The following is a 12360-nucleotide window of genomic DNA, read 5'->3' as shown; positions in this document are numbered from 1 at the left end:
CCTGGGACGCCGACTCTAGCGACGTACAGTGGGAGGCATGGCCCGGGACCTGCGCAGACGGCAGGACGAGGCGGTCCGCATCACCACGGCCGCGTCGAACCGCAGCGACGACATCGCCGCCCGGCAGAAGCGCTACCTCATCTCGATGACGCTGCGCTCGCTCTGCTTCGTCGGCGCGATCATCGCCGCGCTCGCCCACGTGGGCTGGCTGTGGCCGATCCTGATCGCCGGCGCGCTGATCCTCCCGTACATCGCGGTCGTGATGGCGAACGCCGTGATGACCAAGAACGACGGCGTCGACCTGCTGGACGGGCGCTACGTCCGGGAGCTCACCGCAGGCCCCGAACGCCGTCGGAGCGACGACACGTCGGGTGAGGACACCCCTCATCCTTGACTTCACCCGACTGGGTGACAGAATCCACCGCGAGCCGGGTCTCCCCCGTCCTGGCTCGCTGTGGTGCCGGACGGCTTCCCCCGTGGCTGTCTGGCACCACTTCACATTTCAGACATCTCGAGGCTCGAGGAGCACGCCGTGACCGACGCCGACACCTGCTCGGCCAAGGGCTGCCAGCAGCCGGCCATCTGGGAGCTGCTCTGGAACAACCCCAAGCTGCACACGCCTGAGCGCCGCAAGATCTGGCTGGCCTGCGACGAGCACAAGCAGTCGCTCTCCGACTTCCTGGGCGCGCGTCAGTTCCTCAAGGACGTCGTCGCGCACTAGCCGCCGATGGCGGACATCGGCCGGTCGGGCTGCAGGAACGTCGGGTCGTCGATCCCGTGCCCGGCGCGCTTGCCCCGCATCGCGACCACCCAGCGCTCGGCGATCTCGGCGTCGTCGGCCCCGCTCCGGAGGGCGCCACGGAGATCGGACTCCTCCCGCGCGAAGAGGCAGTTGCGGATCTGGCCGTCCGCGGTGAGCCGGACCCGGTCGCAGTCACCGCAGAAGGGCCGCGTCACCGAGGCGATGACCCCGACCGTCCCGGGGCCGCCGTCGACCTGGAAGAGCTCCGCGGGGGCGCTCCCCCGAGGCTCCTCGGCCGGCTTGAGCACGAACTCGGACTCGAGGGCGACGAGGATCTCGTCCGCGGTCACCATGCCCTCGCGCGACCACCCGTGCTGGGCGTCCAGCGGCATCTGCTCGATGAACCGCAGCTCGTAGCCGTGGTCCAGCGCCCAGCGCAGCAGCTCGGGTGCCTGGTCGTCGTTGACGCCCCGCATCAGCACCGCGTTGATCTTGATCGGGCCGAGTCCGGCGGCGTGCGCGGCCTCGAGGCCGGCGACGACGTCGTGGAGGCGGTCGCGACGGGTGATCTCGTGGAAGGTCTCCGGCCGGATGCTGTCGAGGCTGACGTTGACCCGGTCCAGGCCCGCAGCCGCGAGGGCGTCCGCCATCCGGGAGAGACCGAGCGCGTTGGTCGTCAGCGAGGTCTCGACGCCCAGCTCGTGGGTACGCCGGACGATGTCGACCAGGCCGCGGCGTACGAGCGGCTCACCACCCGTGAAGCGGACCTCCCGGATGCCGAGCCGCTGGACCCCGATCCGGACCAGCCGGACGATCTCGTCCTCGGTGAGCACGGACTCGTCCGGCAGCCAGTCGAGCCCCTCCGCAGGCATGCAGTAGCTGCAGCGCAGGTTGCACCGGTCGGTCAGCGAGACCCGCAGGTCCGTCGCCACCCGGCCGAAGCGATCCTCGAGGCGCTGTGTCGTCACCACCACAGTCTAGTGACGACGCCTGAGGCCGGGGCGGGAGCACGCCCGGGCGGCGACTAGCCTCGACCCGTGCGGTCGTGGCGGTTCCTCATCAGTCGACGGTGGCTGCTCTTCGCAGTCGTCGTCGTGCTGCTGTGCTACGCGGCGTGGTGGCTCGGCCAGTGGCAGTTCCACCGCCTCGACGACCGCAAGGCCAGCAATGCCGTGATCCGCGCCAACGAGGACCGCGCGCCCTCCCCCGTCGCCGACGTGCTTGCGCCGGGGCGACCGGTCCCGGACGACGACGAGTGGCGCCAGGTCACCGCGACCGGCACCTACGACACCGACAACACCGTCATCGTGCGCTACCGCACCCGCGACGGCGCGTCCGGCATCGACGTGGTCGTCCCCCTGGTCACGACCGACGGCGCCACGCTGCTCGTCGACCGCGGGTGGATGGCGGCCGACAACGAGGGCGCCAGCCCCGACGACGTACCCGCTCCGCCGGATGGCGAGACCACGGTCGAGGGCTGGGTGCGCGCCGACGCCGACGGGGACGCCGCCAAGGTCGCCGACCACTCCACCCGGGCGATCTCGAGCGCGACGATCGGCGCCGCGATCGACCGCGAGCTCTACGGCGGGTTCGTGGTCCTGGACACCGAGGACGGGCAGGCCGCCGACGGCCTGGAGCCGGTCGAGCTCCCCGAGCTCAACAACGGGCCGCACTTCTTCTACGGGCTCCAGTGGTGGTTCTTCGGGCTGCTCGCGCTCTTCGGGTTCGGCTACCTGGCCTGGGACGAGTGGCGCTCCCAGGGGCGCGCCGAGCCGTCGGCGCGCGAGGGAGCCCTGTCGGCGCGCAAGACGAAGCAGGCCGCCAAGAACTCCCACAAGCAGGCCGTGAAGGCGGCCTACCAGAAGGCGTACGCCGAGGAGCGCGCCGCCCGCGAGGCCCATCGTGAGGCTCAGAGGGCGCGCAACGCGCCCCCGTCGACGGGCAGCATCACGCCCGACACGAACGACGCGGCCGGCGACAGCACGAAGGCCGCGACCCGGCCGAACTCCTCCGGCTCCCCGTAGCGGCGCAACGGGATCGAGGCGACGGCCGCGGTCCGCGCGGCCTCGGCGTCGCCGCCCGCCGCGTCCAGCTCCGCGACACGGTCGGTCGCCACGCGACCGGGCAGCAGGCCGTTGACCCGCACGCCGTCCGGGCCGAGCTCGTCGGCCAGCGTCTTGGCGACCATCGCGAGGCCGGGCCGGAGCCCGTTGGAGATGGCCATGTCGGCGAGCGGGGCGCGCACGCTCGACGACAGGACGAAGGCCAGCGACCCGCCGTGCGGGACGGCCCGACCGAGCTCCCGGCCGAGGCGCACGGCCCCCAGGAAGACCGACTCGAACGCCGCGGTCCACTGGTCGTCGGTGATCGCGGTGACCGCCCCCTTCGGCGGACCGCCGACACTCACCAGCGCGCCGTCCAGCCGGCCCCAGCGCTCGGTGGCGGCAGCGACCAGCCGGGACGGCGTGGCCGGGTCCGCGTTGTCGGCGACGACCGTGGCAGCCGCGTCGCCGAGGGCGGTCCGCGCGTCCTCGAGGCTCTCCGCGCTGCGGCCCGACAGCACCACGCGCGCACCCTCGGCCACCAGGGCGTCCGCGGTCGCGCGGCCCAGCCCACGGGCGCCTCCGGTGACGATGAAGACGCGGTCGGTGAGCTCCAGGTCCATGCCGAGCAGGCTAGACGGTCGCCGGCGGGAGGTCGGCGACGAACTGGGTGCGGTAGAGGTCGGCGTACAGGCCACCCTCGGCGAGCAGGGACGCGTGGGTCCCGCGCTGCACGATCCGGCCGCCGTCGACGACCAGGATCTGGTCGGCCTCGCGGACCGTCGAGAGCCGGTGGGCGATGACCAGCGACGTGCGGCCCTCGAGCGCGGCGTCCAGGGCGCGCTGCACCGCCACCTCCGACTCGCTGTCGAGGTGTGCCGTCGCCTCGTCCAGCACCACGATCGACGGCGCCTTCAGCAGCAGCCGGGCGATCGCGAGCCGCTGGCGCTCGCCGCCCGACAGCCGGTAGCCGCGGTCCCCCACGACCGTGTCGAGCCCGTCCGGGAGGCCACGGACCATGGTCGCGATCTGCCCCGCCTCCAGGGCCGCCCAGATGTCGGGGTCGGTGGCGCCCGGTCGCGCGTAGAGCAGGTTGGCCCGGATCGTGTCGTGGAACATGTGCGCGTCCTGGGTCACGTAGCCGACGACGTCCTCCAGCGACTCCAGCGTCACGTCTCGTACGTCGTGCCCGCCGACCCGTACGACGCCGTCGTCGGCGTCGTAGAGGCGGGCGACCAGGTGGGTGATCGTGGTCTTGCCCGCGCCCGAGGGTCCGACGAGCGCCACCATCTGCCCCGGCTCGGCCACGAACCCGATGTCGGTGAGCACCGGCCCGCCCTCACGCGACTCCTTGCGAGCCACCGTCTCCAGGGACGCCAGCGAGACGTCGTCGGGGCGTGGGTAGCTGAACGCGACGTGGTCGAACTCCAGCCGGGCGGCCGAGCGCGGCAGGACGACCGCGTCCGGCTTCTCCTCGATCAGCGCCGGGAGGTCGAGCACCTCGAAGACGCGCTCGAAGCTGACCAGCGCCGTCATCACGTCGATCCGCACGTTGGAGAGGCTCTGGAGCGGCCCCAGCAGGCGCAGCAGCAGGGTCGCGAGGGCGATCAGCGTGCCGACCGTCAGAGCGTTGTCGACGGCGAGGTGGCCGCCCACGCCGTACACGAGCGCGGTCGCGAGCGCCGGCACCGCCATCATCGACGCGGCGAAGATCCGGGTGAGCAGCGAGATGCGGATGCCGAGGTCGCGCACGTGGGCCGCCTTCCGGGCGAAGACCTCGTCCTCCTCGTGACGCCGGCCGAAGAGCTTGAGCAGCATCGCGCCACCGACGTTGAACCGCTCGGTCATGGCGTTGCCCATGTCGGCGTTGCCGTCCATCTGCATGCGGGTCAGGCCCGCGAGCCGCCCGCTGACCCAGCGCGACACCAGCAGCATCAGCGGGAAGATCGCCAGGCAGAGCAGGGTCACCTCCCAGCTGAGCGCCAGCATCGCGATGCCGACGACCACGACCGAGATGGTGCTCGCGACGGTGCTGGACAGTGTCGAGGTGAAGGCGCGCTGGGCGCCGATGACGTCGTTGTTGAGCCGTGAGACCAGGGCGCCGGTCTGGGTGCGGGTGAAGAACGCGAGCGACTGCCGCTGCACGTGCCCGAAGACGCGCGTCCGCAGGTCGAAGATGAGACCCTCGCCGATCCGCGAGGACAGCCAGCCCTCCCCGACGGAGAGCACCGCGCCGAGGAGCGCCACCCCGGCCATCGCGAGCGCGAGCAGCGTCACCAGCTGCGCGTCACCGCCGACGATGCCGTCGTCGATGATGTGCTTGGCCAGCAGCGGCGAGACGACGACCAGGCAGCTGTCGATCACGGTCAGCACGAGGAAGACCGTGATCAGCCGCCGGTGCGGCCGCGCGAACCCGACGACGCGGCGCACGGTCCCCCGCTCGATCCGGTTGTGGACGATGCTGCGGTCGGACCGTAGGTGCCGCCACGCGGCCGCCGAGCCCTGCATCCCCGACATCGTTTCCTCCCTAGCCGATCCCTAGCCGAGCAGTGAGACGAGCTCCCGGAAGCGGCGCGTCTGCGCCTCGCGCTCCAGGCGGCGCTGCTCGTCGAGGCTGCGGTCCGCCGCCCCCTGGAGCAGTGCCTTGGTCTCTCGCACCGCGCCGACCATCGGCGCGGTCAGGGCCGCCGCCAGGTCGGCCACGGTCGCGTCCAGCTCGGCGGCCGGTACGGCGGTGAGCGCCAGACCGATGTCCACCGCCTCCGCCGCGCCGACCATCCGGGCCGTGGCACAGATCTCCAGCGCCCTGGCATAGCCAACGCTCTCGACGAGCGGCTTTGTTCCGGTCAGGTCGGGCACCAGACCGAGCGCCGACTCCTTCATGCAGAACTGTGCGTCCTCCGCGACGACGCGCAGGTCGCAGGAGAGCGCGAGCTGGAAGCCGGCTCCGATGGCGTAGCCGTGCACCGCGGCGATCGACACGAACCGCGGGTCGCGCAGGAAGGTGAACCCGCGCTGGAACCCGTCGATCGCGGCCGACACCTCGTCGTCGGACTGGCCCATCAGCGCGACGACCGACCCCTCGCCGGCGGTGCTCGGGTCGAGCATGCTGCGGTCGAGGCCCGCCGAGAACGCCGCGCCGGACCCCTTCACCACGACGACGCGTACGTCGTCGGGCAGCTCGTCCCCGATCGCGGCGAGCGCGTGCCACATCGTCGGTGTCTGCGCGTTGCGCACCTCGGGCCGGTGCAGGGTGATGGTGGCGACCGGACCGGTCACGTCGTACAGCAGTCCGGCGTCCTCGAGCGTCTTGGCGTCCATGCCCCGAACACTAGAGGGGGCCACCGTCAGGCCAACGACACCAGGTCGGCGTAGTCCTCGTTCCAGAGGTCCTCGTCACCATCGGGCAGCAGCAGCACCCGGTCGGGCTCGAGGGCGCGGACGGCGCCCTCGTCGTGGGTGACCAGGATGATCGCGCCCTCGTAGGTGCGGATCGCGGCCAGCACCTCCTCGCGGGAGGCGGGGTCGAGGTTGTTGGTGGGCTCGTCGAGGAGCAGCACGTTGGCGCTGGAGACGACGAGGCTGGCCAGGGCCAGGCGGGTCTTCTCGCCGCCCGAGAGCACCTTGGCCGGCTTGTGCGCGTCCTCGCCGGAGAAGAGGAACGAGCCGAGCACCGAGCGGGCCTCGGTGTCGGTGAGCTGCGGCGCCGCGCTCTGCATGTTCTCGAGCACGGTGCGGTTGACGTCCAGCGTCTCGTGCTCCTGGGCGTAGTAGCCGATCTTCAGGCCGTGCCCCGGCACGACGGAGCCGGTGTCCGGCTGGTCGACGCCGGCCAGGATCCGCAGCATGGTCGTCTTGCCCGCGCCGTTGAGGCCCAGGATGACCACGCGGGAGCCCTTGTCGATCGCGAGGTCGACGTCGATGAAGACCTCCAGCGAGCCGTAGGACTTGGACAGCTCCTCGGCCGTGAGCGGGGTCTTGCCGCAGGGCGCCGGTGCCGGGAACTTGATCCGGGCGACCTTGTCGGCCGCCCGCTCCCCCTCGAGCCCGGCCATCATCTTCTCGGCGCGCTTGAGCATCGACTGCGCGGCGGTGGCCTTGCTGGCCTTCGCGCGCATCTTGTTGGCCTGGTCGGTGAGCGTCTTCGCCTTGGTCTCGGCGTTGGCCCGCTCCCGCTTGCGGCGCTTCTCGTCGGTCTCGCGCTGCGTGAGGTAGGCCTTCCAGCCCATGTTGTAGACGTCGATCTCGCCGCGGTTGGCGTCCAGGTGGAGCACCTTGTTGACCGTCTGCTCCAGCAGCGCGTTGTCGTGGCTGATCACGATCAGCCCGCCCTTGTGCGCCTTGAGGAACTCGCGGAGCCAGACGATCGAGTCCGCGTCGAGGTGGTTGGTGGGCTCGTCGAGGAGCAGCGTCTCGGCACCCGAGAAGAGGATGCGGGCGAGCTCGACCCGACGGCGCTGACCGCCGGAGAGGGTCTTGAGCTGCTGGGTGAGGATCCGCTCCTCGATCCCGAGGCTGCTGGCGATGGTCGCCGCCTCGGACTCGGCGGCGTACCCGCCACCGGCGTGCAGCTCGGCGTCGGCACGCTCGTAGCGCCGCATCGCCTTCTCGCGGACGGCCGGGTCGTCACTGCCCATGTCGGTCTCGGCCTGGCGGAGCCGGCGTACGACGTCGTCGAGACCGCGCGCGGAGAGGATCCGGTCGCGGGCCAGCACCTCGGGGTCGCCGATGCGCGGGTCCTGCGGGAGGTAGCCCACCTCACCGGTCGCCTGCACGCTGCCGGCGGCCGGCAGCGCCTCGCCGGCGAGGATCTTGGTGAGCGTAGTCTTGCCGGCACCGTTGCGACCGACGAGGCCGACCTTGTCGCCGGCGGCGACCCGGAAGCTGACGTCCTCCATGAGCAGGCGTGCTCCGGCACGGACTTCGAGCTTGTGGGCGGTGATCATGAGGTCTCAAGCGTAGTTGTGGGTACGGTCCAACCGGGCATCGGCGACGGTGTCCCGGATCACGTCGGCCCGGCACGTCAGGAGTGGTGATGCGGTTCAACCCGAAGGCCCGGCTGGACACCAGCCGGATGGGCGACGCGGGTCGCTCGGGTGCGGGCAGGAGCGGCGGGGGCGGCGGCATCCCGATCCCCGGTGGCGCCGCCGGGGGTGGCATCGGGACGCTGATCATCATCGTGATCGTGGTCGCCGCGAGCATGCTGCTCGGCGGTGGCTCCGACGGCGGCGGCCAGGCCACCGACACCGGTCGCTACCAGGGGAAGTGCGAGAGCGGCAAGGACGCCAACGACAGCACCGACTGCGCACGCGTGGCGATCGAGAACTCGCTCTCCGACTACTGGTCCGACACGCTGCCCGACCAGTCCGGCACGGCCTTCGAGCCCGAGCGCAAGATCGAGACCTTCACCGACGGCATCTCCACCGGCTGCGGGTCCGCCTCCGCGGCGGTCGGCCCCTTCTACTGCCCGGTCGACCGGACGATCTACCTCGACACGACCTTCTACGACGAGGTGCTGGAGCGCCAGCTCGGCGGCCCGGACGGCGGCTTCGTCGAGGCCTACGTGCTCGCGCACGAGTATGGCCACCACATCCAGAACCTGCTCGGCACCATGGGCAAGGTGAAGACCCAGCAGGGCGCGAAGAGCGACGCCGTACGCCTCGAGCTGCAGGCCGACTGCTACGCCGGCATGTGGGCGAAGTCCGCGACCGCCACCCAGGACACCCGGGGCAACACGCTCTTCTCGGAGCTGACCGACGCCGACATCCAGCAGGCGATCGACGCCGCCACGGCGGTCGGCGACGACCGGATCCAGCAGCAGTCCGGCGGCGACGTCGACCCGGAGTCCTGGACCCATGGCTCGGCCAAGTCACGAGTCAAGTGGTTCATGACTGGTTACACCGAGGGGACCCTCGACGCCTGCGACACGTTCGCCGCCGGAGCTCTCTGACGTCGTGTGGGTCCTGCTCGCGCTGGTGCTGATCTTCGTGGTGCCCGTCGTGGTGCTGCTGATCGTCCGGGGGCGGGACGACTGACCCGCCCGGGGACGACGTTTGGTCACCAACCGCAGGTTCTCGGACGCCGGAAGCGACGTTTGGTCACCAACCGCGGTCCCCGTGCCCGCGCAACTCAGCCCTCGACGAGCGCCTCGATGTGCGGGAACTGCCGCTGGAGGGCGCGCAGGTGCGGGGCGACGGCGGGGTGCCGGAACTTCCCCGCCAGCGCACCCTCCCCCGGGGCGGCGCGGCCCAGCGCCCACTCGGCGCGGTTGAGCACGGTGTAGACGGTGGTCACCCGCGCGCCGAGGGTGACCTCCTCGCGGGTGGCCAGCCCGTCGGGCAGGCCGAGCAGGTAGGCGTCGACGAGCGGCTCGAGCTCCTCGCGGGCACTGAGCGCGAAGTAGCCGAGGTCGGCACCGACCGCGCCGGTGCCGAGCGTCGACCAGTCGATGGCGACCACGTCATCGTCGGCACGCCCCAGGAGGTTGGCGGGTACGGCGTCGCCGTGCTGCGGCACCTGGACCAGGGCGTCGACCGCGGCCAGCAGCTCGACCCGTCGCTGCCACAGGTGGTCGGCGACGTCGGCCACGGTGGTCCGGGCCAGGGTCGGCCAGCCGCCGTAACGCTCCACGCGGGCGATCCGGTCACGCAGCTGGTTGCGCGCCAGCCACGGGGCGGCAGCGAGGTGCGACCCAGCGAACCGGCCGAGAGCGTGGGCGCAGAAGAGCCCGCTGCTGGACGCGTCCTCGACCCACTCCTGGGTGATGGTGATGCCGTCCTCGTCCTCCTCGACGGCGCCGAGCCCCGCCGAGCGCAGACCCGGTGTCTCGACGACGGTCGCGGCGGTGATGACGTCGGCGGCGCGCCGCCAGTAGGCGAAGTGCCGCGGGTTGGTCAGCTCGACTGGGTCGTCGGCGGCCGGCCGCGCCACCCGCTTGACCACCACGGGCTGGTCGCCGAGGACCGTCCTCCAGACGCCAACCGTCGAGGCACCACTGCCGCCGGGCAGCGGGTGCCACCCGGGTTCGGGCTGCCACATGCTCAGCAAACTAGTGGATGTCACGCCTGCGGAAGGCCAGCTGGCCCGCGACACTCAGGGCGACGGCGATCGCGGCGACGCCGGCGACCGCTGCCCAGTCGACATCCTGGGCGGGGACCAGGGCCAGATGCTCGAACGGCGACAGGTCCTGCGCCCACTGGGGGATCTTGAGCAGGTCGCCGAAGAGCATCACCACGGCCGCGAGCACGAGCGGCAGCCAGGCGAGCACCATCAGCCGGGGCGAGACGCCGTACAGGAGCCGCGCGACACCGCTGAGGACCAGGACAGCGGGCGCGTACTGCAGGGGCGGCAGCGAGAGGTGCCAGAGCTCGTCGGAGCTCCCGGTGACCAGCGAGTAGCCGACCGCGAGGCCGACGCCGGACGCGAGCAGCGCCAGTGCGGTGCCCGCGACCGTCATCACGACATGGGCGAGCAGCCACCGGCTGCGGGGCAGCGCGGTCGCCAGCACCACCTCGAGGTGCCCGCCGTCCTCCTCTCCGCGGGGTCGCAGGGTGGAGGAGATCGCGAACCCGCCGACGATCAGGGCCAGCATGACCATCGAGGTCGCGTAGAACGCCTGGACCAGGTCCGTGCTGCCCTGGAGGAACACCTGCTGCGACGTCTCGGAGTCTCCGATCAGGTCCTCGACGTCGTTGCCCATCGAGCCGTAGACGAGACCGAGCGCGAGCATCCCCGCCGCCCAGCTCAGGATCGGCGCCCGCTGCAGCCGCCAGGCCAGCCCGTACCCGCCGGAGAGGTACGCCGGAGCGCGCGCCGGCCCGGGGCGCGCCGCGAACACGCCGGAGCCGTAGCCACGTCGGTCGAACAGACGCCACGCGAGCGTCGCGGCGACCGCCGTGCCTCCGAGGAGGAGCAGCGCCGGCCACCAGCGGAGCCCCGAGAACGGGTGCATCGCCTGGTACCAGCCGATGGGCGACAGCCAGCTCGCGAGACCGTTCCCGACGTCGCCGACCGCGCGGAGGACGTAGGACACGGCGATCACGATCCCTGCGACTCCGTACATCGCTCGCGTGCTCGTGACCAGCTGCGCGGCGACGAGCGCAGTGGCCGAGAAGAACCAGCCCGCCGACGTCAGGCCCACGCCGGTCGCGACCGAGTCCGCTGCGGCCAGCCCGTAGAGCACGAGCGAGCCGGCCACCAGGACGCCGAGGACCACGTTCGCGACGAAGGCGTTGAGCAAGGCCGCCGCGGAGGGCGCGAGCCGGCCCACCGCCGTGGCGCGGAGCAGCTCGTCGCGCCCGGTCTCCTCCTCCGCACGGGTGTGCCGGCCGACCAGGAACATGCTCATCAGCCCGGCCACGACGGCACCGAAGGCCGACGCCTGCCAGAAGACCTGGCCACCGGTGGTGTTCAGCGCCCGCGCCGGGCCGGCCATCGCGATGAACGCGGCGTTGCTCGCCATGCTGGCGGCCGCCCGGTCGAACTCCTCCTGGGTCGCGTAGAGGCCGTCGACGCTGACCGCCTGGCTGACGTAGAGCAGCATCGTGCCGAGGCCCCACCACAGCACCATCCACCTGTCGCGCCGCAGGAACAGCCTGAGGAACGCCGGCCACCCGGTCATTCCGTTGCCTCGACCGGGTCCCCGTAGTGACGGAGGAAGAGCTCCTCCAGCGTCGGCGGCTGGCTGGCGAGGGTCCGCACCCCGGCGCTCAGCAGCGTCGACAGCGCGGCGTCGAGCTGCGCGGTGTCGACCTGGAACCGGACCCGCTCGCCCTCGACGACGAGGTCGTGCACGCCGGGCACGGCGGCCAGCCCGGCGGCCGGGCGCTCGAGCTCGGCGCTGACCGACGTACGAGTGAGATGCCGGAGGTCGGCCAGGCTGCCGGACTCGACGACCTTGCCGGCGCGGATGATGCTGACGCGGTCGGCGAGCTCCTCGACCTCGGCGAGGATGTGGCTGCTCAGCAGGACGGCGTGGCCACGGTCGCGGAACGCGTCGACGTAGCGCTGGAAGACCGACTCCATCAGCGGGTCGAGCCCCGACGTCGGCTCGTCGAGGACGAGCAGCTCGACGTCGGAGGCGAGCGCGGCCACCAGCGCGACCTTCTGGCGGTTGCCCTTGGAGTAGGCCCGGCCCTTCTTCGTCGGGTCCAGCTCGAACGCCTCGATGAGCTCGGCGCGCCGCGCCTCGTCGATGCCACCCCGGAGCCGCCCGAGCAGGTCGATCACCTCGCCACCGGTCAGGTTGGGCCACAGGTTCACGTCGCCAGGCACGTAGGCGAGCCGGCGGTGCAGTGCGGCGGCCTCGCGCCACGGGTCCCCGCCGAAGAGCCGCGCCTCGCCCCCGTCCTTGCGCAGCAGGCCGAGCAGCACCCGGATCGTGGTCGACTTGCCGGCGCCGTTCGGACCCAGGAAGCCGTGCACCTCGCCCGGGCCGACCGCGAGGTCCAGGCCGTCGAGCGCCCGGAAGCTCCCGAACCGCTTGACCAGCCCGCGGATGTCGATGACGTGCTCATCGGTCACGGTCCGAATCTAGGGCAACTTCTCGCGGCCGGCGCACGTCTCCCCCATGACTGC

Annotated in this window: 12 protein-coding genes; 4 read left to right on the top strand and 8 right to left on the bottom strand. The window is 72.0% G+C overall.

Going from position 1 to position 12360, the window contains the following annotated elements:
• Positions 1–37 precede the first annotated feature (37 nt).
• Together ASC77_RS00575 and ASC77_RS00570 are read left to right on the top strand one after the other, a co-directional pair.
• Complete coding sequence (locus ASC77_RS00575; protein WP_056147493.1) at positions 38–394, top strand: DUF3099 domain-containing protein; 357 nt, start codon at positions 38–40, stop codon at positions 392–394.
• A gap of 138 nt (positions 395–532) precedes the next feature.
• Positions 533–721, top strand: coding sequence for a hypothetical protein (locus ASC77_RS00570; RefSeq protein ID WP_056147491.1), 189 nt, complete (start codon positions 533–535; stop codon positions 719–721).
• On the opposite strand, the gene moaA is transcribed toward ASC77_RS00570, so the two are convergent.
• On the bottom strand, positions 718–1713 hold the full coding sequence (gene moaA / locus ASC77_RS00565) for a GTP 3',8-cyclase MoaA (protein WP_056147489.1): 996 nt from the start codon (positions 1711–1713) through the stop codon (positions 718–720). The two genes, ASC77_RS00570 and moaA, sit on opposite strands and share 4 nt — an antisense overlap.
• A 66-nt stretch (positions 1714–1779) precedes the next feature.
• On the opposite strand from moaA, the gene ASC77_RS00560 reads away from it, so the two are divergent.
• A complete protein-coding gene (locus ASC77_RS00560) occupies positions 1780–2766 on the top strand; it encodes an SURF1 family protein (protein WP_082574366.1) in 987 nt (328 codons plus the stop codon).
• Here the strand turns inward: ASC77_RS00560 and ASC77_RS00555 are convergent.
• The 4 genes from ASC77_RS00555 to ASC77_RS00540 are packed head-to-tail and all read right to left on the bottom strand — an operon-like array spanning position 2652 to position 7730.
• On the bottom strand, positions 2652–3407 hold the full coding sequence (locus ASC77_RS00555) for an SDR family oxidoreductase (protein WP_056147487.1): 756 nt from the start codon (positions 3405–3407) through the stop codon (positions 2652–2654). The two genes, ASC77_RS00560 and ASC77_RS00555, sit on opposite strands and share 115 nt — an antisense overlap.
• 10 nt (positions 3408–3417) lie before the next feature.
• Complete coding sequence (locus ASC77_RS00550; protein ID WP_082574365.1) at positions 3418–5301, bottom strand: ABC transporter ATP-binding protein; 1884 nt, start codon at positions 5299–5301, stop codon at positions 3418–3420.
• A 21-nt stretch (positions 5302–5322) separates the two neighbouring features.
• Positions 5323–6105 carry an enoyl-CoA hydratase/isomerase family protein gene (locus tag ASC77_RS00545; RefSeq protein ID WP_056147479.1) on the bottom strand — a complete coding sequence of 261 codons (783 nt, stop codon included), beginning with the start codon at positions 6103–6105 and terminating at the stop codon, positions 5323–5325.
• 26 nt (positions 6106–6131) lie between these two features.
• Complete coding sequence (locus ASC77_RS00540; RefSeq protein WP_056147476.1) at positions 6132–7730, bottom strand: ABC-F family ATP-binding cassette domain-containing protein; 1599 nt, start codon at positions 7728–7730, stop codon at positions 6132–6134.
• A gap of 89 nt (positions 7731–7819) precedes the next feature.
• On the opposite strand from ASC77_RS00540, the gene ASC77_RS00535 reads away from it, so the two are divergent.
• Entirely contained in the window at positions 7820–8734 is a 915-nt protein-coding gene (locus ASC77_RS00535; RefSeq protein WP_056147474.1) for a neutral zinc metallopeptidase, read from the top strand.
• A 179-nt stretch (positions 8735–8913) separates the two neighbouring features.
• On the opposite strand, the gene ASC77_RS00530 is transcribed toward ASC77_RS00535, so the two are convergent.
• From ASC77_RS00530 to ASC77_RS00520, 3 genes are read right to left on the bottom strand one after another with little or no spacing between them, the layout of a single operon-like run.
• Positions 8914–9822 (bottom strand): phosphotransferase, encoded by a 909-nt coding sequence (locus ASC77_RS00530; protein WP_056147470.1) that lies wholly within the window; start codon positions 9820–9822, stop codon positions 8914–8916.
• 10 nt (positions 9823–9832) lie between these two features.
• Positions 9833–11404 (bottom strand): ABC transporter permease, encoded by a 1572-nt coding sequence (locus tag ASC77_RS00525; RefSeq protein WP_056147467.1) that lies wholly within the window; start codon positions 11402–11404, stop codon positions 9833–9835.
• A complete protein-coding gene (locus ASC77_RS00520; protein ID WP_056147464.1) occupies positions 11401–12306 on the bottom strand; it encodes an ABC transporter ATP-binding protein in 906 nt (301 codons plus the stop codon). Before ASC77_RS00520 ends, ASC77_RS00525 begins: the two co-directional genes overlap by 4 nt.
• Between the last annotated feature and the right edge of the window lie 54 nt (positions 12307–12360).

The organism is Nocardioides sp. Root1257 (assembly GCF_001425175.1).
In the GTDB taxonomy this organism is placed as follows: domain Bacteria; phylum Actinomycetota; class Actinomycetes; order Propionibacteriales; family Nocardioidaceae; genus Nocardioides.
Note: the sequence above shows the minus strand (reverse complement) of the source record. Positions and strands in the feature narration are given on the sequence as shown.